Source organism: Burkholderia sp. Bp9099, assembly GCF_003857805.1.
In the GTDB taxonomy this organism is placed as follows: Bacteria; Pseudomonadota; Gammaproteobacteria; order Burkholderiales; family Burkholderiaceae; genus Burkholderia.
This window is the reverse complement of record NZ_QTPU01000037.1, coordinates 45,569-64,878: the sequence shown is the minus strand read 5'-3', so window position 1 is coordinate 64,878 and position 19,310 is coordinate 45,569. Positions and strand designations below refer to the sequence as shown.

At 60.8% G+C, this 19,310-nt stretch carries 12 protein-coding genes and 2 pseudogenes; 8 read left to right on the top strand and 6 right to left on the bottom strand.

Translation table 11 applies throughout. The annotated features are described in order from the left end of the window. Positions 1–123: 123 nt before the first annotated feature. The 5 genes and pseudogenes from istB to DIE17_RS38345 all read right to left on the bottom strand — a co-directional run bounded on the left by istB (position 124) and on the right by DIE17_RS38345 (position 6,195). Positions 124–921, bottom strand: a complete 798-nt coding sequence (gene istB / locus DIE17_RS31965) for an IS21-like element helper ATPase IstB (protein ID WP_124921641.1) — start codon at positions 919–921, stop codon at positions 124–126. Then, positions 914–1,552 (bottom strand): annotated as a pseudogene (locus DIE17_RS31960) (Mu transposase domain-containing protein); the annotation flags it as partial. The gene istB and the pseudogene DIE17_RS31960, both read right to left, overlap by 8 nt. Positions 1,553–1,776: 224 nt before the next feature. Then, a complete protein-coding gene (locus DIE17_RS31955; protein ID WP_124921644.1) occupies positions 1,777–2,931 on the bottom strand; it encodes a porin in 1,155 nt (384 codons plus the stop codon). A gap of 130 nt (positions 2,932–3,061) precedes the next feature. Beyond that, positions 3,062–3,805, bottom strand: coding sequence for a DUF4198 domain-containing protein (locus DIE17_RS31950; RefSeq protein ID WP_124921640.1), 744 nt, complete (start codon positions 3,803–3,805; stop codon positions 3,062–3,064). Between the two features lie 212 nt (positions 3,806–4,017). Further along, positions 4,018–6,195 carry a PepSY domain-containing protein gene (locus tag DIE17_RS38345; RefSeq protein WP_124921639.1) on the bottom strand — a complete coding sequence of 726 codons (2,178 nt, stop codon included), beginning with the start codon at positions 6,193–6,195 and terminating at the stop codon, positions 4,018–4,020. On the opposite strand from DIE17_RS38345, the gene DIE17_RS31940 reads away from it, so the two are divergent. The 8 genes from DIE17_RS31940 (at position 6,183) to DIE17_RS31905 (ending at position 16,280) form a co-directional block, all read left to right on the top strand. Continuing rightward, entirely contained in the window at positions 6,183–7,655 is a 1,473-nt protein-coding gene (locus tag DIE17_RS31940; RefSeq protein WP_124921638.1) for a PLP-dependent aminotransferase family protein, read from the top strand. The genes DIE17_RS38345 and DIE17_RS31940 overlap by 13 nt on opposite strands. 183 nt (positions 7,656–7,838) lie before the next feature. Then, entirely contained in the window at positions 7,839–8,531 is a 693-nt protein-coding gene (locus tag DIE17_RS31935; protein WP_124921637.1) for a hypothetical protein, read from the top strand. Positions 8,532–9,510: 979 nt separating this feature from the next. Next, positions 9,511–11,010, top strand: coding sequence for a HAMP domain-containing sensor histidine kinase (locus tag DIE17_RS31930; protein ID WP_311768791.1), 1,500 nt, complete (start codon positions 9,511–9,513; stop codon positions 11,008–11,010). After that, positions 10,992–12,371, top strand: a complete 1,380-nt coding sequence (locus DIE17_RS31925) for a sigma-54 dependent transcriptional regulator (RefSeq protein WP_124921635.1) — start codon at positions 10,992–10,994, stop codon at positions 12,369–12,371. The genes DIE17_RS31930 and DIE17_RS31925 overlap by 19 nt, the downstream gene beginning before the upstream one ends. Before the next feature lie 334 nt (positions 12,372–12,705). Further along, complete coding sequence (locus tag DIE17_RS31920) at positions 12,706–14,436, top strand: methyl-accepting chemotaxis protein (protein WP_124921634.1); 1,731 nt, start codon at positions 12,706–12,708, stop codon at positions 14,434–14,436. A gap of 34 nt (positions 14,437–14,470) precedes the next feature. Continuing rightward, a complete protein-coding gene (locus tag DIE17_RS31915; protein ID WP_124921633.1) occupies positions 14,471–14,980 on the top strand; it encodes a hypothetical protein in 510 nt (169 codons plus the stop codon). Positions 14,981–15,079: 99 nt separating this feature from the next. Beyond that, positions 15,080–15,616, top strand: coding sequence for a chemotaxis protein CheW (locus DIE17_RS31910; protein ID WP_124921632.1), 537 nt, complete (start codon positions 15,080–15,082; stop codon positions 15,614–15,616). A 226-nt stretch (positions 15,617–15,842) separates the two neighbouring features. Continuing rightward, entirely contained in the window at positions 15,843–16,280 is a 438-nt protein-coding gene (locus DIE17_RS31905; protein WP_124921631.1) for a hypothetical protein, read from the top strand. A 25-nt stretch (positions 16,281–16,305) separates the two neighbouring features. On the opposite strand, the pseudogene putA reads toward DIE17_RS31905, so the two are convergent. Next, positions 16,306–19,305 (bottom strand): annotated as a pseudogene (putA, locus tag DIE17_RS31900) (trifunctional transcriptional regulator/proline dehydrogenase/L-glutamate gamma-semialdehyde dehydrogenase); the annotation flags it as partial. Positions 19,306–19,310: the final 5 nt, after the last annotated feature.

Sequence of the window (19,310 nt, the reverse complement as noted above, 5' to 3'; positions counted from 1 at the left end):
CTCGACCGCCCGAACGCGGTCTTCGTATGAATACATGGACTACCTCCAAAGTAGTCCAAGATTTTGTCCGCATCCCCACCGTTTTCATCAAAATCTGACCCACCCCGAGACAGCGTAGTACATCTATTCCGGTGTGGATAACTCCTCACTGCCTGCTGCTTTTGCTGCTCTCTTTCTGGTTGCCTTCGCCTTGGCAGAACTGGACTTGAAGCGCCAGGATTCATTGCCCGTTTCGACGATGTGGCAGTGATGGGTGACGCGGTCCAGCAGCGCCGTCGTCATCTTTGCGTCCCCGAACACGGTCGCCCACTCACCGAAGCTGAGGTTGGTGGTGATCGCGACACTCGTGTGTTCATACAGCTTCGAGAGCAAGTGGAACAGCAATGCGCCACCGGTTCGGCTGAACGGCAGGTAGCCCAGTTCGTCGAGGATCACCAGGTCGACGTACATTAGCTTATGGGCGATCTGGCCTTGTTTGCCGATGGACTTCTCCTGCTCCAGTGCGTTGGTCGGCTCGACGGTCGAGAAGTAGCGCACGCGCTTGCCGTGGCGCTGCACGGCCTCAATTCCGATCGCTGAGGCGAGGTGCGTTTTGCCGGTGCCGGGGCCACCGATGAACACGACGTTGTGTGCGCTTGCGAGGAACGACAGGTCACTGAGTTCTCGAACCAGCGCTTCGTCGACGTGCGCCTGCGCGAAGTCGAAGCCCTTCAGGTCGCGGTGAGCTGGGAAGCGAGCGGCGGTCATCTGATAGGCGATCGAGCGCACCTGTCGCTCCGCCGTCTCAGCCATCAGCAGCTGCTTCATGAAGCGCTCCGGGTCGAACTCCGTGTGACGCGACTGCGCCAGCAGCTCTGGCCAGGTGCTCGCCATGCCATGCAGTTTGAGCCCCTTGAGTTGGGCGGCGATGTCGTTAGACATGACGGTCCTCCGGTGGGTTGGCGCGCAGGGTTTCGTAGCGGCTCACGTCGGCGGCCGGCTCTTCGGTAAGCTGGAGTTTCGTCGTCGCGAGGTTGGTGCTCATGGTGGGTGCCTTCAACCGGCTCAGCACGTTCAGAACGTGCTCCCCACTGGGGCGTCCCGAGTCCAGCGCTGCCTGCACGGCAAGCAGCACGGCATCGAGTCCGTGTTCGCGCACCGCGGCGAGCACCTGCGTCATGATGCGATCGCCTCCCGGGTGCTTCAGTAGGTGCGGCTGCAACTGCTGCAGCGGCTGTGGCATCGTGACGAACGGAGCGCCGTTGCGCAACGCGCCGGGTTTGCGCTCAACCAGCGTGATGTAATGGCGCCAGTCGTAGAAGGTCATGTGCCGCTCGAAGCTGCGTTCGTGGCGTGCGATCTCCTGGGCGTCGGCGACGACGCTGAGATATGCCGGATAGCAGCGCACGCTCACCAGCTGGTTCGTGTACTCGGTGGGCACGCTGTAGCGGTTGCGCTGGAAGTGGATGAGGCTGGTCGACGACACCCGCAGCGTCTGCTCGACATAGCCGTCGAACGGGCGTGGATTGGGCATCAGCCTGGTGCGCTCGTCCTGCAGCACGTCCTCGACCGAACCTGTCCGCATTTTTGTGGGCGAGGCGGTTGAACAGCGCGTTATCCACGCGCCTGCATAAATCGCTCTCCGAACAGGAGAGCAAACTGATTCATCGCTGATTTCCAGTCGAACGCAGCGCGTATTGTCGTTAGCCAAGCTCGACGCCGATCGCCCTATTCAGTACGACAACGCAGGCACGACCTCGCATCGTGCCCGCAGAGTGCGACCTCAACCGTAGATTGCTAAAAGCGATGACGAATGCCGACAACGACTTCCGCTTGACTCTGGGTGGTGGAAGCCGTCAGGCCGTTGAGGTTGGCGACTGCCCTCCCACCTGTCGAATCGGTACCCGACGCGCGCTGGTAAACAGCATTCGCGTATAAGTCCGTCCGCTTCGACAGGAAGTAATCAACGCCGATCGCACCTTGATTGTAAGTTGCACCGTTGACGCCATATCCTTTCAAGAAGTTATAACCGACGCCCAATTGGAGTGCAGGCGTAAAGTGATAGAGGACGTTGACCTCAATGTCGTGGAACCGTGCATCTCCACCTGCACCGGTTGCCGGGAGCCCCGGCAACACCCCGATATCCTTGAATTGCGTGTTGCTGTAGTCGACAGCAAGAGTCGCAGAACCGACGACGTAAGAAGCGCCCGCGACGAAGATCTGCTGTCTTTTCGCGGACGCATAGCCCGAATAAACACGACTTGCACCCATATTGGACCCGGTAGCACTTGAAGCCGCGTTATTACCGAAGTAGGAGAAGTTGGGATCCTGAGCATCGGCGAAGGCGGCCCCTAGGGTGAGCGGCCCCCGAACATAGTTCGCCGCGACCGACCAGATCTGATTCTGGCTGAATTTTCCGGCGATGCCGCCAAAACTGTAGGCGCCCTCGAATGTGAATCCACCGTACGACACGCTGGTGAACTTGATCGCATTGTTGATGTGGTTGCTGCCGTCGGTGTTGTCTACATCGCCAGGATGCGCGCTCGCGTATCCGGCCCACGTCTGAGCCGCGACGAACATGTAGATCAGGTCGGTAATCGGATCATATTGACGACCGAATGTAACAGTACCTATGTTGGATGACGACAGGCCGACATACGCATGCCGTCCGAATTCGTCGCCCCCTTGGCCAAGCCTTCCGTTCGCAAGATTAAATCCGTTTTCCAGCACAAAAATCGTTTTCAGGCCACCGCCGAGATCCTCGGTGCCACGCAGCCCCCAGCGGTCGCCGGCGAGATTACCAGCGCCCATCGAATACTGGCTATGACCGCCAATGTTGTTAGCATAGTTCAGCCCGACGTCAATCAAGCCGTAGAGCGTAACGCTGCTCTGCGCACGTGCCGTAGATGCGACCGAGGCTAGCAGGACCGCTGCAATCAGAGACTTTTTCATGTGAATGCGGTATGAGTGAATAAAGACAGTTGAAACAATGTCCTTCATGCGTGGCAGGCAGCGCTTTCGGGAGCGACAAGAACGCCGGTAATCATCGTTGCCTGCGGCCAGCAGATGGTGGTTCGGTCAATCATTCCGGCTGATGCGGCAGCACGAAAGACAGCGTGGCCTCGTGCTCGTCGCTGTTCGTCTTCGTGGGTTCCGACGGCGGCGAGTCGAACTTCGCCACGACGACGTTCAAACCCTGGTTGCGTACCAGAATCGTCACGTTGCCGTCCGTTCCCGTCTTAAGCGGTTCGGAATCCGGATCGTTAAGAAGGTCTGGCTGCACCTCGGCTCCAGCTACGGGCTTACCGTCGAACAGCACCCGAACCGTGATCGGCTGGCCCATTCGATCCGGCAGTTGATTGCCGACCGGCACGATCTGCAGCTTCTGCCCTGGCAGTATCGGCACCGCCCCATGCAGAGGGCGACGCAGATGCACCGCGTATTTGAATGTGTGCAAGCTGATCGCGGGGTTGGGCACTTCGTCCTTGCCCTTGTTGTACCACTTGCCGTCCGTCGTCTTGCTCCACAGGCCGTTGTCCAACACGCCAGCAACGATTGCCGGCTGGCTGTCGGTATTCACTACGAGAAGCGGCCCACTGGTCGTGAGCTGCGTGGAAACCTCCTTGCCTTGTTCGTCGTAGGCGGTGACGCTCTTCACCTTCGACTGCCGCTTGATCATGTCCAGATCGTCGGCGCCGATGCCGTAGACCAACGCCAGTTGGTTCGAGCGCTGCGCGAACCAGATGCCATGGGCCTGCGCCAGACTACTCACACCCATGCCTGCAAGCAGGCTTGCAACGACGGCCAGATTTTTGGGGATCTTCATTTGTGCTCCATCCAATGGTTAAAAAAAATGGCGATTCCTATCGATCTCATTGGCGAGAAGGCGATGCGCTGTACAGTGAAAAAAAGCGCGGATCGGCCACACATGCGCTCGACGAGCGCATACCAAGCCGAGCGCGCGATCCTCGATCGCACCAACGGCATCTCCAATCAGAAATTTGTTTACGGTTTTGCCGACGAAGCCGGTCGCTTCACTTACAGATCGAGTACCAGCGTCCGGCTATTGGCGCGCGAGCAGCAAGGAGCGAAGAGGTCATTTCTCTTTCTCTCGTCATCGGAAAGAAACAAGTCGCGATGTTGTGGTTCCCCATCCAGAATGCGCGTCACACAGGTACCGCAGACGCCCTGTTCGCAAGACGCCGGAATATGAATTCCGCAATCGGCCAAAGCCACCATGACGGTCTTGTCTTCCGGTATCCGAATCGTCTTGCCCGTGCTTGCGATCACGACGTCGAATTCGACATTTCCGTCACGCTCCCTCTGTTCTGCGCTGAAGTACTCCCGGTGGATCCGGTCTTCGCGCCACCCGTGTCCCAAGGCTGCGTTGATGACCGCGTTCATGAATGCCTCACCGCCGCATACATACAGGTGCGTTTCGGTATCGTGTCTGTCGAAAAGCTCGGCCAAGTCCAGCCGCTGCTGTTGCTCGTCCTGCGTGAAGTGAAAGAAAGCTCGGTCGGCGAATGACGAACGCCGGATGCGCTCGACAAAGGCAGCGCGCGACGCAGAGCGCGAAAAGTAATGCATGTCGAAATCGGCGCCCACATCAGCCAGGTGTTCCGACATGCACAGGATCGGCGTGACACCGATGCCGCCCGCGACAAGCAAGGAGCGCTTCGCGGTTTTCACCAGCGGGAAGAAATTTTTGGGCATGCCTACTTCGATCAAGTCCCCTTCGTCGAGACGGTCATGCATGGCCTTCGATCCGCCCCGCGTCGATTCGGCCAGCATGACGGCTATCAGATAACGATGCCTCTCCGACGACGAATTGCACAACGAGTATTGACGCACCTTTCCACCGAGTATATGCACATCGATGTGGGAGCCGGCCGTAAATGGTGGCAGCGGTTTTCCGGCAGGGTCGACGAGTTCGAACGATTGAACGTTCTCCGCCTCGACCGTTTTCCTGGCTACTTTCAACGTGAGCGTTGTCCGTTGAACTGCGGGCGCCGACGCGAGCGCCGATTCAGGCCGTTTGCGTTTTCCACGCAAATAGCTTCCGATGCCGAGGTATGCCAGGACCGGCACCGAGAGTACACCGATGAGTTGCAGCACTTGCAAGAACCCGTCGCTAAGCCATCCGTAATGGAACGCAAGCGCCGTCAGATAAATTCGATGACCTACGCTGTTGTCAGAGTAAGAAGTAAAGCGCAATACCTTGCCCGTTCTCGTATCGAGACTTGCATACGAAAATGCATTGATATGCGGTGCATCGCGTGCGACGAGGTCGACGTTGAAAGCATCCCCGGGCTTACCCGGGTAGTGAATGCGGGCATATTCTGGATTCGGCACCAGCGCCTGTGCGCGTTGCCACAGTTCCTCCACCGACAAACCCGGCGTAGTGGACTGCACGATCAGTTTGGGAGACGGCTGGGGAGGCACGGACGCTGTTAGTGCGTAGAGTGCGTCTCTCACGAACTGGAACGATTGCAAGCCACCGGTAAGCGCGCACCCAAGCAGGATGACGCTGACATAGCCGCCGAGCGTTTTGTGCAGGTTGAGCCGGTGCGCACGGATGGGGAGGTTGACCGGGGTCGCATTGGCGCGCCGGCGCTTGCGCAGCGTATCCGGAATCCACACCGCCAGACCACCGACGACGAGGACGAATCCAAAAGTCATCGCAAGCGATCCGGCGACAACGCTTCCTTGTTTCAGAAAATGAAAACTGTGGAGGGCAGCCATTGCTCCGAACATGCCGCCGTAACGATCCTCGCTTCCGAGGACTTTTCCGGTACATGGATTTACGTAGTACCACCGGCCGTCGCCGAGGAGAATACGTGTGCTGGAATCCGCGTCGTCGTATATGCGGAGCTGCTTTGGTTGGCCTGCTGCTGGATTGGAAGCCCGTGCGTTGGCGATCAAGGTATCGAGCGGCAGACGCGCGTTACACGTCTGAACTTTGAGCAGACTGGGGTAGACGACCGGTTCGAGCTGCGTACGAAATAGCATGCCCGCGCCGGTCATCGCCACCATGACGACGAACAGGCCAATGCTCAGACCTATCACCCGATGTAGCTGAAGAACATTCTTACGAATAGAGAATCGCATAGGACCACCAATAAGCGGAACAAGGTTGACCTTGACAGTACGTGTTCCCGTGGTGATGCTATGAGTCCAATTCAGAAAGTTCGATAGATCCAATGGCTGACTCACTGCTCGCCGACCTCCTGATCAGCCGCCTTCGTCGAGACGGGTCCGTACCGCTACAGGTCCAGATCGCGAACGCGATCCGGGACGCGATATCCGACGGCACGCTGAAGGCCTCCACGCGTTTGCCATCGTCGCGAACGCTCGCAGCAACACTCGAGGTTTCCCGGATAACCGTCGTAACGGCTTATGAAAGGCTATCGGCCGACGGCTATCTTCGATCCGACTCTACGAGCGGCACGCTTGTCGCCGACACGCCGCCGCAATCGACGAAGCCGTCGCCACTTCGAGCGTCGACAGCGCGAACACTGTCTAAACGCGGGGAGCAACTGATACGCGCTCCAGCCGGTATACACGAGCGCAAGGGTGCATTCGTTCCTGGGGTCTGCGATACGACATGCTTTCCTTATCAGATATGGAGGCGTATCCAGAATCGCTATCTCGGGGAGCAGCACGTGGATCTCATGGGTTACTCCAATCCGGGGGGATATCTCCCATTGCGCCGCGCGCTGTCCGATTACTTGCGTGTATCGCGAGCAGTCCGAACCACCCCGGAACAGATCATCGTTACCATGGGCAGCAATCAGTCGGTCGATCTTTGTTCGCAAATTCTGGCCGATGCAGGTGATCTGGCTTATGTTGAAGACCCTTGTTATTGGGCAACACCGATTTTGTTGCGCGCCAACGGGCTGGATGTGGAGGCTATTCCTGTCGATCACGACGGCTTGCAGATCGAACGATGCGAGCGTCGGCCCCGCCTGATCGTGACGACACCTTCGCATCAGTTTCCGATGGGCGTCACATTGTCGGATGAACGGCGCGTCCAGCTGTGCGAGGCTGCGGAGCGGTGGGACGCATTCGTGCTGGAAGATGACTACGACAGTGAATTCCGATATGACCAGCGCACGCTTCCGTCTCTTCAAGGCTCCGATAAAAGCGATCGCGTCATTCTGATGGGAACGTTCAGTAAGGTCATGTATCCCGGCATGAGGCTCAGCTATATCGTCGTTCCACCCGATCTGGTCGATTCCTTTTCAGCCGCTTCGTTACGCTTGTACAGGCCAGGGCACCTTTTGTTGCAAGCAGCGATGGCCGACTTCATTGCCGATGGCCATTTCGCGAAGCACATACGGCGGATGCGCGATATCTACGGTGAAAGACATTCGGAATTACTCCGATGCCTGGATCAGAATTTTGGCGACGCGCTCGAGATGTCGCGAAACGCGGTGGGTCTGCATATGACTGTCAGGATTCGCGATCTGGTTGACTTCGACACGACCATATCGCGCTCTCTTGAGCAGAGCATTTACCTTCGCCGGCTGCATTCGTTCAATCAAGGCGATCCCGAATTCCGTGACGGATTTCTTTTGGGATTCGGCGCACTCGATGTCGAAGCCATTCGCCCTTCCGTCCAGACCTTCGCCGATATCGTCGAGCGCGTCATATCCTTTCAGGATTCGTGGTAGCGAACGCGGCGTGCGTCAAACACAAACGCATTGCCTGATTCGGGGATGCAGACAATGCGCTACTCGCCGTGTACGGCGTGTGGCAGGCCGAAGGTAAGGTACGGCACCTGATCGTGAGCAAGCTCGCCGACAAGACCGAGCTGCTCGGGACACTGCCGACGACATCGAGGGCGTTCTCCAAGATTGAAATGGCCCGAAGAAATCAGGCAAGTCACCCTTGCCAACCCGGACGCCGACAAGGTGATGGTCACCACGCAAATCAAGCTCGACAACCTCGGCAACGTTCGGGGCAGTAGCGAAGTGAATACACGCGGCGAATACGACTTGATTGCGCGTTCCATCTTCGCGCGGCTGCCTGCGGGCTCCGAACCGGTGTTCGCGCAGGCATTTCTGACAGCCAGCGGATTAGACGGCACGGGCCGCTACATACACGGCGACATCAATGACGTAGGGCATGCTTTCGCGTTCTCCAGCGTGTTCGAGCTTCCTGACTACACGCCTCTGCCCGGTCCCGGCGCCATGCGTGTCCCGAGAGGATTGGGTGGCATCAACACGATTTCGAGCGTCTTCGATGGGCTAGGTTACGGCAAACGCAGGACGCCGTTCCTGTTCAAGGCAGGACACATCAGCGAAGTCACGAAAGTAGAGTTGCCGGTCGCCATGAAGGTGTTGAGCCTTCCCAAACCCGTCACCGTCGCTTCGCCGTTCGGTACGTACACGTCTTCCTATGCCGTCGAAGACAGGACCATCACCGTGACGCGGACGCTCGATCTGACCTCGAAGACGCCGTATTTGCAGCCGGATCAGTGTCCCGACCTCGGAAAAATGGCTACGTCGATCAAGCACGATCTTGCAGCGCAGATCGTTTATCAATGATTGCCTCGCCGAGGCGGCGAAGCACCGCGCGGCACGGCACGGCACGGATTGGTTGCTTGGCCTACGTGTTGATGTCCACGCATCTCCGTTGGGTCAATTCTGGGCGAACGTCAACACCCGCGCACATTGAAACACCTGCCCGTTACCAGCAAATGGCGACTCGCTTACCTGGACATTACGTCCCGAGAGTGATGTATGGAGCGCAACATCCTTACGTCTAGCCTCGATTGGCCACCACTGGCGGCAAACGCACCAAGCACGTTTGTGCCGCGAGCCATGACCTCCAGGCCCTCGAGCGCGGCAAGAATAGCGCCAGCACACCGTACTCCATATGCTAGATAGTCGACCACGCCACCGCCGCCCCCACCCGCTTCGACTCGGCGTATCCGCGGACTTCGTGCGGACTCTGATCGCAACGCTGGATCTGCTCGCGCCCGGCGTCGTGGCTCCGGTACGAAAAATATTTTTTGACGGCACACCACGCGCAAACGATTGCCCTCAACAACGAACCTATATCATTCGTGTACCGTTCAGATAATAAGGATAGCCACTAGATTCAGGCATGAAATGATCATTCAAATGAAATACCGGCGATTGGTGATCTCCCCACAACGGAGCCACGCCTACGGACATCCCACGTGCGCGGTCCCGCTCGTGCACCTCCTCGATATCGCCCTGCCCGGGGCGTCGAGACGCAGCTATCCAAACGACATCGTTCGTCTTGTTTACCGACACATAATATCAAGCGAGTTCGATCGTCGGTGCCGCCCATGACGCAACTGGTTGGCGGAGCCCATGGCTTGCTCGAAATGCGAGCGACCTTTCAAATCGCTCGCCTACTCGCGAGGGACTGAACGCGCTGCGCTGTCGGTGCGAGACGAGATCGCAACCGCACGCCACAGGCGATTTCCACCGACGCACGCGACGCACCGTCCATCGCACGAATATGATGCTAGTCAGACCAAGGTTTTCAACGCAATTGTCTCTACTCAGGGCACTTGCCGCAACGCTGTGCGCATCGCTGATCGCAATCGTATGGTTGATGGCCAGTTGCGCCGAAGGCCACCGGATCGCCTCCACCAAGCAGCGAGCGAGTGACGCGTGCGAAGCGATCGCTTCCCACTACACGCTGTCGTTACTGCACTCGACGGAGCCGAACGCTCAACTGTTGCACGACGTCCTCAACGCCGCCCTTGCCGTATCCGCTGGTATCGAAGGAGGCTTCTGGAGGGCTACCGCGTCTCGTTCCACGCCGCCGTCGAGTGCATCGGAGAAAACCGGCGGGTTCTTGGCTTACGCGTTTCCGTCCTACCCAGGCAGCGGCATCAAGCGCGACATTCCGGAGGCGGAAACGCCGCTGATTCTGAGCGCGCTCTCCGCAGCGTCCACCGACACTCGTCCTGCCACCGAAATAGTCGGACGAAATCGCGAGGCGGTCATCGCGACCGCGTGTCCCGTGAACGGACATACCGGGCTCTACGCGTGGACGCTTACGCGCGCGCAATCGATGTTGGTCCGTGACGGCGACGCCATCGTATTGACATTCGCCGTCGTTCTGGCGGCTCTGTTCGCCGTTTCCTTGTATCTCGCCTTCGCACTGGACGCATGGCGCCAGAAACTGGTAAGGCTCGACGCGGCGCTCTCGAACGACGCCGCCGAATCGGCCGGCAGTATCCGCTGCCCGGGCGAACCGGAACTAGATCGGATCGCGCATGCAATCAACCGCTGGATTGCGCGTGACCGCGATGCTCGCGAGCAGGCGAGCGAACTGGAAACACGCCTCGCTCAGGCTCATCGGGTCGCGCTGCTCGGCACACTGGCCGCCGAGGTTGCCCATGAAATTCGCAATCCGGCTGGTGCGATGCGATTGAAAGCCGAGAACGCGCTGGCCGGCGATGCCGTCCGGCAGCAATCGGCGCTGCGCTCGATTTTGGGCCAGATCGAGCGCGTCGAAATCCAGGTATCGAGACTCCTGGCGCTCACCCAGCCCGTTACGCCGCGCACGGAGCCGGTCGATCCAGCCACGTGGCTTCCGGAAAGCGTGCAGACACACGACGAGCTCGCGCGCAGCCAGGATGTCGCGTTGACGGTGGCCTGCAATATGCCGGCGGCATCCACCGGCGAAACGACCGATCTCCCCGTATTCGATCCCGCCCAGATGCGTCGTGCGCTCGACAATCTGATCGTCAATTCGCTGGCGCACGTTCGCCCGGGCGGCAAGGTTCACATCGAGGCCAGCCATCGAGCTTCGCCATGCGGCATGCGCTTCGTGCTCGAAGTCGCCGACGACGGCCCCGGCGTTGCCGAAACCCAGCGCGCGCGCATCTTCGAACCCTTCGTCAGCGCGCGGCCCGGCGGCTGCGGGCTGGGTCTCACTCTGGTTCGAGAGATTGCATCGTCGCACGGCGGTAATGCCTATCATGCCGCCACCCCTACTGCCTGCTTTGTCATCGATATCCCATGGCGACCATCCTGTTGATCGACGACGACGATGCCTTCTGCGAAGGATTGTCCGAAACGCTGACCGATCTCGGTTACGAAACCCTATGTACCGGCACGGGCGAGCACGCGCTCGCCTGCGTCGAACAAGGTCTGCAACCCGCATGCATATTCCTCGACATCAGGTTGCCCGACATGGACGGAATAGCCGTGCTCGAGAAACTGCGGCGCGTCCATCGACTCGCGACGGTACCCGTCGTGGTACTGACCGCCTATGCCCGCAGCGGCAACACTATCGCTGCCATGCGCCTCGGCGCCTTCGACCACTTGACGAAGCCGGTCGGTCGCGACGATATCTCGAGCCTGCTCGAGCGCATCTTCGCCGCCCATCTGCCGTCCGATGCCGCTTCCAATGCGCAGGCGAATGTCGACGCATTCGACGAGCCTGGCGATTCGGAGCCACGCTTGCTTGGCATCAGCGCGGCGATGCGCGAAGTACAAAAATGCATCGGCCGCGCCGCGGCGTCGGACGCGACCGTTCTCGTCACCGGGGAAACGGGAACCGGCAAGGAAGTCGCGGCCAGGGTACTCCACGTTGCGTCATCGCGTAGCGCTGGCCCGTTCGTCGCCGTCAATTGCGCCGCGATTCCTCATGAGCTTCTCGAAAGCGAGCTCTTCGGCCATTGCAAAGGCGCTTTCACGGGCGCCACGGCTGCACGGACGGGCCGAATCGTCGAAGCCGACGGCGGCACGCTTTTTCTGGACGAGGTCGGCGACATGGCGACCTCCATGCAGGCTAAGCTGCTGCGCGTCCTGCAGGAACAGCAAGTCACCCCGCTCGGCGTCAACCGGTCCATTTCGGTGAACGTCCGCGTGATTGCGGCAACCCACCGAAACCTGCGGACCATGGTTGCGAACGGAACGTTTCGCGAAGACCTGCTTTATCGGCTAAACGTCATACCCATTCATCTGCCGCCGCTGCGCGAGCGGCTGGCCGATATCCTGCCGCTCGCAGTCCATTTTCTCGACACGACGTCGAGCTCGGGCACAACGAAGCGGCTGTCCGTTCAGGCAGAGCGCCGCTTGATCGCGTATGCGTGGCCAGGCAACGTACGCGAACTGCGCAACGTGATCGCACGCGTGAATGCGCTCGCGCCCGGAGCCGTCGTCACCGAACGCGATCTCGCGTTTCTCGACGAGCCGGGTGTCCCGTCGCGCGACCCGCTGCTACCGGCCGCGATGCTCAATCGTCCGCTGTCGGAAGCACTCGCCGCCATCGAGCGCGAGATGATCCTGCGCACGCTGGGCCTCACCGGCGACAATCGCGCGGAGGCAGCGAAGCGGCTCGGCATCAGCCGTCAGTCTCTGTACACGCGCATGGCGAACCTCGACATCGGTTAGCGTCCGAATTCCGGACACGCTTGTCCGGGCGCGTTGACACGCTCGCTGCCGCACTGCCGGCAAAGCCTTGTCCGACGGCACCCTTTATGTGGCACACCGCTTGCATGTATTTCCCGGGAACGATCTCGCAGATCGCGCCGGGCATGCCGTGCTCCACCCTTCGCGAACGGCCGCGAAGCAATCGAAGCACGGCACCGGTCCCTGCGTGGTCGCGATATCGACAACGGGGGCGCGGATAAGCGTGGACGCATGTCGACGCCTTCCCGACCCCGACGTTCATAACAAGCACAGCCACAACCGCCCGACTAGGGCGAACTACAGGGGAAGACCAAACATGAGCTTTGGACAATTGACCGTGCGAATGAAACTCGCGCTGACCTTCGGCATGATGGCCGTGCTGGTGGTTCTGGTTTCGGTGCTCGCACTCGGTGCGCTCGGGGACGCGAACGACAGCTTCGCCAGCTACGTCGACGGCGCGCGTGCACGCGCGGAGTTGACGGAGAAAATTCGTGCGGCGGTACTTCGGCGTGCGACCGCCGTGCGTAATCTCGTGCTCGTGACGAAGCCCGACGATATCGAAGCAGAACGCGTTGCGATGACACAGGCGCACGAGGAAGTGCAGGCACGGCTTCGCCAACTGAACGAAGCAATCGCCACGAATCCCGACGTGACGGCGAAGGCCCGTGCGCTGGTGGCCGAGATCAACCGCATCGAGTCAAGATATGGCCCGGTGGCCGTCGCGATCGGCGACGCTGCGTTGCATGGCCAGCGCGACCAGGCGATCGCGATGATCGTCGATCAGTGCCGGCCGCTGCTGAACGAACTCGTCGCGGCAACTGGCACCTATGTCGATTTCGCGAGCAATCGGGCGACTGAAAGCAAGCAGGCGTCCGTGCAACAGTACGGCAGACACCTCGCTCTGCTGATCGGCATCTGTCTCGCTTCAGTCGCGGTCGCCGCCGTTGCAGCGTTCCTGATCACGCGCAGCATGACACGTGCGCTCGGCGCGGAGCCCGGCGACCTGAGCGACGTCACGCGCCGCGTCGCGGCCGGCGACCTCGGCACCGTCGATGGCGCCGCGGCCGCGCCGCGGGGCAGCGTGCTCGCGTCAATGGGAGAGATGCAGGCGAGCCTCGTCCGGCTGATCGGGCAAGTCCGTACTGCCGCGGACGGCATCGCGACGGGATCCAGTCAGATCGCGGCGGGCAACCAGGACCTGTCGTCCCGCACGGAGCAACAGGCGGCGGCGTTGCAGGAGACGGCATCGAGCATGGAACAACTCACCGCCACCGTGCGTCAGAACGCGGAGAGCGCGCAACATGCGAGCGCCCTGGCCGGCGGTGCGTCGGACGTTGCGCACAAGGGCAGCGCGGTGGTAAGTCAGGTCGTGGAAACCATGACCGACATCAGCCATAGCTCTTCGAAGATAGCCGAGATCACCGGGATCATCGAAGGCATCGCGTTCCAGACCAATATTCTCGCGCTGAACGCCGCCGTGGAATCTGCCCGTGCGGGTGAGCAGGGTCGCGGCTTCGCCGTCGTGGCGAGCGAAGTGAGAAGCCTCGCGCAACGTTCATCGAGTGCAGCCAAGGAAATCAAGGCGCTGATCGGCGCATCCGTACAGAAGATTCAGGACGGCTCGCGTTTTGCCGACGATGCGGGCCACACGATGGCCGAAGTGACGAAAGCCGTGGCGCGCGTGACGGACATCATGGGCGAAATCGCCGCGGCGTCCTCCGAACAAAGTCGCGGAATCGAACAGGTCAACATCGCGATCACGCAGATGGACGAAGTCACGCAACAGAACGCGGCACTGGTGGAAGAAGCAGCGGCCGCGTCGAAGTCGCTCGAAGATCAGGGCCATCGATTGACCGAGGCAGTCTCGTTCTTCCGCGTCGGATCCGCGGATAGCCACGCATACGAGCAGCCGGCGGCGCACCGGGGTGCAATAACCATGGCGATCGTGCCACGGCCGGTTCGAGCCGGCCGCACGCCTGTGGCGGAGGCAAAAACACCGTCGCCCCGTGTCGCGGCGAACACTGCATCAGACTGGACCGCCTTTTGATACGGCGCGAACCATTCCGTTTTCGGAACATGCGATGACAGAACCCAAAGCGACCGTATCGGATGAGCCGCGCTGCGACGACGATGAAGAAGCCGCAGTGCCGGTGCCGGTCACGTTCCTGCGCGGCGATGAGGAGAACGGTATCGAGATCGCGTTTCGGACACGCCTTCTCGAACTCGCTGCCGCGGTGGTAGCGGCTTGTGTCCGAGCAACCGGTCGCAGTGTCGAAGAAGCGGCAATTGAATTGACCGCGCTTGTACAGCGCGCACCAAGCGAAGGCCAGCCGGCATCGTCCGCACAGGAAATTCGTGTCGCCGCGCATCTCGCCGGCGACTCCATCTGCATGACGACCCAAGCCGTCGGCACCGCGGCGCGGGTGACAGGTATCGCAGGCCGGATCGCCACGACCTCCGCGAACGGAACAGCGGCATCGAGCAGATCGACGACACGATCCCTCTGGCGTGCGAGGCCTCATGGCCGGACGCGACATTGGTGGAAGAGGCGGCGGTCAACTCGAAGCCCTTCGAACACCGGCCGTCCTTAATCGGGACGAGAACGACATCCTCGCATGTGCGAGCGCACGCGACGGGCGACTGAAACGCCAATTGATTCGGCTCGAACCATCCTATTTGGGGAGCATGACATGACGGAAGCAGTTGAAATCGGGTACGTCGCATCCGTATGCGATGGCGCCGACCAAGCGACCACGCAGGTATTTGTCTCCTTCGTGCTCGACAACGAGGAATACGGAATCGATATCTCGAGTGTCCGAGAGATTCGCCCCTATATAGAACCGACGCCCGCCACCGATGCGCCACCATTCGTCAAGGGCACAATCAATCTGCGCGGCCTTGTCATACCGATCGTCGATCTACGAACGAAGTTCTCGCTGAACCCGGCCAACGACGCCGTACCGACCGCCATCATCGTACTCAATGATGCAGAACAGGCGATCGGTCTGATCGTCGACTCAGTGAGCGGCGTCGTCGATGTCGATCTCTCTGCTCGCCGCCCTGCGCCGGCGTCCGGGACCGCATTGCAAATGGAATTCATCGCGAGTCTCGCCATCCACGAAGGAGACGACGCCGAACAAGTGATAATCCTGCTCGACATCGACCGACTGATGGAAACGATTGATGTCGGCGCGCACGGGAACTGTCAGCGCGTGGATCCAGAGTGAATCGTGCGTCGCACGATTGTCCTACTCCGCGACTGCGCCGAGGCGTGCGGGCGGCCCTCTGAACGAAGTTGAGGCTTGCATCCCGCACGCCGTGTCGGACATGTGATTGGCGCGGCGTATTCCACGCGCCCGCCTCTCCGCCCATTTCAAGCCATTGATCCGCGCCTCGATCCGGGTTCCGGCCCGGTCGATCCAAGGTCCGCTGTTTGATCGGATATGTAATTCCGTGATCGACCGACTTCGCGATCATTTAACAGATATTAAAGCGATGACTGAAGACAAGCAGCGATCGCCGACATGGCGGCCCATCCAGTTTTTGCCGATCCTGTTCTATCTGGTCGACGCTCAACTGGACGAAGCCCGGGCGACCCACGACAAATTGACCCGACACATCATGGAAGAACGCATGCCGGACCGTGCAATGCTCGAGCGAGTCAGGCATTGCTACACCGAGCAACGAAAGCTGTTGCCGATTCAATACGAGCAATTCATGCGTTGGCAATGGGAAGCCACGGCTGCGGAGCAACGGGAAATGCTGAGTCGGGCCGGTGCGCACGCGGATCAACTCTCCGCGCTATTCAATTCGCTCATCGCGTTGCTCGACGGGCTGTCCCAGGCAACATCCGGCGTCAAGAGGCCGAACGATTCGTCGACGTTCGCCTAACCTCGATTTGAGCCGGCGCCATGACAACATCGATCAGCGTCGGCGGCACGAACGTGCCTTGCGCACAGCCCTCCGGCATCGGCAGTTGCTCGACCTTGCGGCCTTTCTCGCGCATCGCGGCGACGTGCGCGTCGATGCCGCGCTTCGCGTCGAGGTCGATCACCGGACCCACGTCGATCGACAGACGGTCCGGATTGCCCACGGCCAGTTCGCGCATCGCACCCGTCAGCATCTCCAGCGTGCGGTCCGCTACATCGTCCTGCAGACAAAGAACGCGCAACGCGGAACACCGTTGACCGGCGGAGTCGAACGACGATTGCAGCACGTCCGCCACCACCTGCTCGGCCAGTGCCGACGAGTCGACGATCATCGCGTTCTGGCCCCCGGTTTCTGCGATCAGCGGGATCGGCTTGCCGTCCGGATCAAGGCGGCCCGACAGCGTCTTGTTGATGAGGCGCGCGACTTCGGTCGAACCGGTGAACATCACCGCGCGGGTACGCGGGTCGGCCACCAACGCGGCGCCTACTGTTTCACCGTTGCCCGGCAGCAGTTGCACCGCGCCGGCCGGCACGCCGGCTTCACGCAGAATGCGCACGGCTTGCGCGGCGATTAGCGGCGTCTGTTCGGCCGGCTTCGCGAGCACCGTGTTGCCTGCTGCCAGCGCGGCGGCCATCTGGCCCATGAAAATCGCCAGCGGGAAATTCCACGGGCTGATACAGACCACCGGACCGAGCGGACGGTGCGTATCGTTCGAGAACTCGTCGCGGATCTGCGTGGAGTAGTAGCTCAGGAAGTCGATCGCTTCGCGAATTTCCGCGACCGCGTTCGCCAGCGACTTGCCGGCTTCACGCACCACCAGACCCATCAGGGTATGCATCTGCGCTTCGAGCAGATCAGCGGCACGCGCGAGGCAATCGGCGCGTGCATCGACCGGCGTGGCCTGCCAGATCGGTGCGGCGGCCACAGCATGCGCGAGCGCGGCGCTCACGTGATCCGCGGTCGCTTCGACAACCGTGCCGACGAGGTCGCGCTGATCTGCGGGGTTGCGCACGTCGCGCGCGGCGCCCACCACGATTTCATTGTCTTCGAGCATCGACGCGGCGCGCCACGGATGATGCGCGCTCGCGAGCAACGCCGACGACAGCGACGCCAGGCGACGCTCGTTCGACAGATCGAGGCCCATCGAATTGAGACGCTCGGCGCCGTATAGATTGCGCGGCAGCGGAATCTTCGCGTGCGGCGCGCCGAGCGGCACGACCCTCGAGGCTTCTTCCACCGGATCGGCAACGAGGTCCTTGATGGCCACGCTTTCATCGGCGATACGGTTCACGAACGACGTATTCGCGCCGTTTTCCAGCAAGCGGCGCACGAGATACGCGAGCAGCGTTTCGTGTGTGCCCACGGGCGCATACACGCGGCACGGACGGTTCAGCTTGTCGCGGCCCGTGACTTCTTCGTACAGCGGCTCGCCCATGCCGTGCAGGCACTGGAACTCGTACTGGCCAGGATAGTAGTTCTGGACCGCGAGGTGATAGATCGAGGACAGCGTATGCGCGTTGTGCGTCGCGAACTGCGGATAGACGGCATCCGGCGCGCCGGGCAGTTTCTTCGCGCACGCGAGGAACGACACGTCCGTATAGATCTTGCGCGTGTACACCGGATAACCTTCGAGGCCATCCACCTGCGCGCGCTTGATTTCCGTATCCCAGTACGCGCCCTTCACGAGGCGCGCCATGATGCGGTGACGGCTGCGGCGCGCGAGATCGACGATGTAGTCGATCACGAACGGACAACGCTTCTGATATGCCTGCACGACGAAGCCGATACCGTTCCAGCCTTGCAGTTCGGGATCGAAGCACAACGCTTCGAGCAGATCGAGTGAGATTTCGAGGCGGTCCGCTTCTTCGGCATCGATATTCAGGCCGATGTCGTAGCGGCGCGCCAGAATGGCGAGCGAGCGCACGCGCGGCAGCAACTCATTCATCGTGCGCTCGTGCTGCGAGCGCGAGTAGCGCGCGTGCAGCGCGGACAGCTTGATCGAGATGCCCGGGCCTTCGTAGATACCGCGGCCGCCTGCCGCCTTGCCGATTGCGTGGATCGCCTGTTCGTACGAGTCGTAGTAGCGCTGCGCGTCGGCTTCCGTCGTCGCGGCTTCGCCGAGCATGTCGTACGAGTAGCGGAAACCGCGCGCTTCGAGCTTGCGGCTGTTCGCCGGCGTTTCCGAAATGTTTTCGCCCGTGACGAACTGCTCGCCCATCAGGCGCATCGCCATATCGACGCCCTTGCGGATCAACGGCTCACCGCCCTTGCCGATCATGCGCGTGAGCGCCTACGAAAGACCCGTTTCGCTATTGGTCGTCACCAGCTTGCCTGTGATCATCAGGCCTCACGTCGCCGCGTTCACGAACAGCGACGGCGCATGGCCGACGTGCGAGCGCCAGTCGCCCTTGCTGATCTTGTCGCGAATCAGCGCGTTGCACGTGGCGCGATCGGGAATGCGCAGTAGCGCTTCAGCCAGACACATGAGCGCCACGCCTTCCTGGCTCGACAGCGAGAACTCGTGGATCAGCCCTTCGACGCCACCGCCCGAGCTTTTCGCGCGCAGTGCTTCGACGAGACGCGTCGCGAGCTTTTCGGCCTCCGCCGATACGTTCGGCGACAGACGCGCTTGTCCGATCAGGAACGGCAAACATTCCGCCTCAGGACGGCGGTACGCAGCGGTGATCGCCGTGCGCAGAACCGACTGCGGCTGCACGTTCTGCGCGAAGTCGAGGAAAGGGAAGGGCCTATCGGTCACTTCAACGATGGCTTGAATATTGTCTTCGGGCTCGTCGACACCATTTTCGGCAGACAGCTCAGGAGGAAGTTGACCACTTTCGATTTTCTCCAGATACGAGAAGATTGCTTGCTTTATCAGCCAATGAGGCGGGCGCGCAACGCGTGTGACCGACTCTTTCAGCCTAGCTCGAAGCTGCTCGTCAACCTTTACGCCTGGAGATGACCCGCTTTCGTGGACACGATCTATCCTGT

Excerpts from the sequence above, each read along its gene's own strand:
- istB (WP_124921641.1), bottom strand. The coding sequence starts at position 921 with ATGTCTAACGACATCGCCGCCCAACTCAAGGGGCTCAAACTGCATGGC.
- DIE17_RS31955 (WP_124921644.1), bottom strand. The coding sequence starts at position 2,931 with ATGAAAAAGTCTCTGATTGCAGCGGTCCTGCTAGCCTCGGTCGCATCT.
- DIE17_RS31950 (WP_124921640.1), bottom strand. The coding sequence starts at position 3,805 with ATGAAGATCCCCAAAAATCTGGCCGTCGTTGCAAGCCTGCTTGCAGGC.
- DIE17_RS31940 (WP_124921638.1), top strand. The coding sequence starts at position 6,183 with ATGGCTGACTCACTGCTCGCCGACCTCCTGATCAGCCGCCTTCGTCGA.
- DIE17_RS31925 (WP_124921635.1), top strand. The coding sequence starts at position 10,992 with ATGGCGACCATCCTGTTGATCGACGACGACGATGCCTTCTGCGAAGGA.
- DIE17_RS31920 (WP_124921634.1), top strand. The coding sequence starts at position 12,706 with ATGAGCTTTGGACAATTGACCGTGCGAATGAAACTCGCGCTGACCTTC.
- DIE17_RS31915 (WP_124921633.1), top strand. The coding sequence starts at position 14,471 with ATGACAGAACCCAAAGCGACCGTATCGGATGAGCCGCGCTGCGACGAC.
- DIE17_RS31910 (WP_124921632.1), top strand. The coding sequence starts at position 15,080 with ATGACGGAAGCAGTTGAAATCGGGTACGTCGCATCCGTATGCGATGGC.